At 66.8% G+C, this 391-nt stretch carries 1 protein-coding gene; it reads right to left on the bottom strand.

All coding sequences use genetic code 11. The features are described 5' to 3' along the window. A partial coding sequence (locus ACJRW5_RS24930; protein WP_484573143.1) for an NAD(P)-dependent oxidoreductase occupies nucleotides 1-391 on the bottom strand: 391 nt, incomplete at both ends.

The following is a 391-nucleotide window of genomic DNA, read 5'->3' on the forward strand; positions in this document are numbered from 1 at the left end:
TTCACGGCTGACGTTGGCGCGCTCGGGCAGGGTCTTCAGGTAGGGGTCGTAGATGCGCACGTTCATCTTCAATGGCGCGACCAGGTCGAGCAGGATGCCGCCGATCGAACCCAGGCCGACCAGGCCGAGGGTCTTGCCGGACAGTTCCACGCCCTTGGCGCTGGCCTTGTCCCAGTGCCCGGCACGCATGCGCTCATCCAGCCAGGCGACCTGGCGGGCCACGGCGAACATCAGGGCGAAGGCATGCTCGGCTACCGACTGCGCGTTGGCGCCCAGGGCGATGGTCACCGGAATGTTGCGCTCGGCAGCCGCCTGGATGTCGATGGTGTCGTAGCCGACGCCGTGCTTGGCGATGATCTGCAGATCCGCCGCAGCATCGATCAGCTCGCGA

The sequence above is a fragment of the Pseudomonas pichavaramensis genome (assembly GCF_050473265.1).
Lineage (GTDB): Bacteria > Pseudomonadota > Gammaproteobacteria > Pseudomonadales > Pseudomonadaceae > Aquipseudomonas.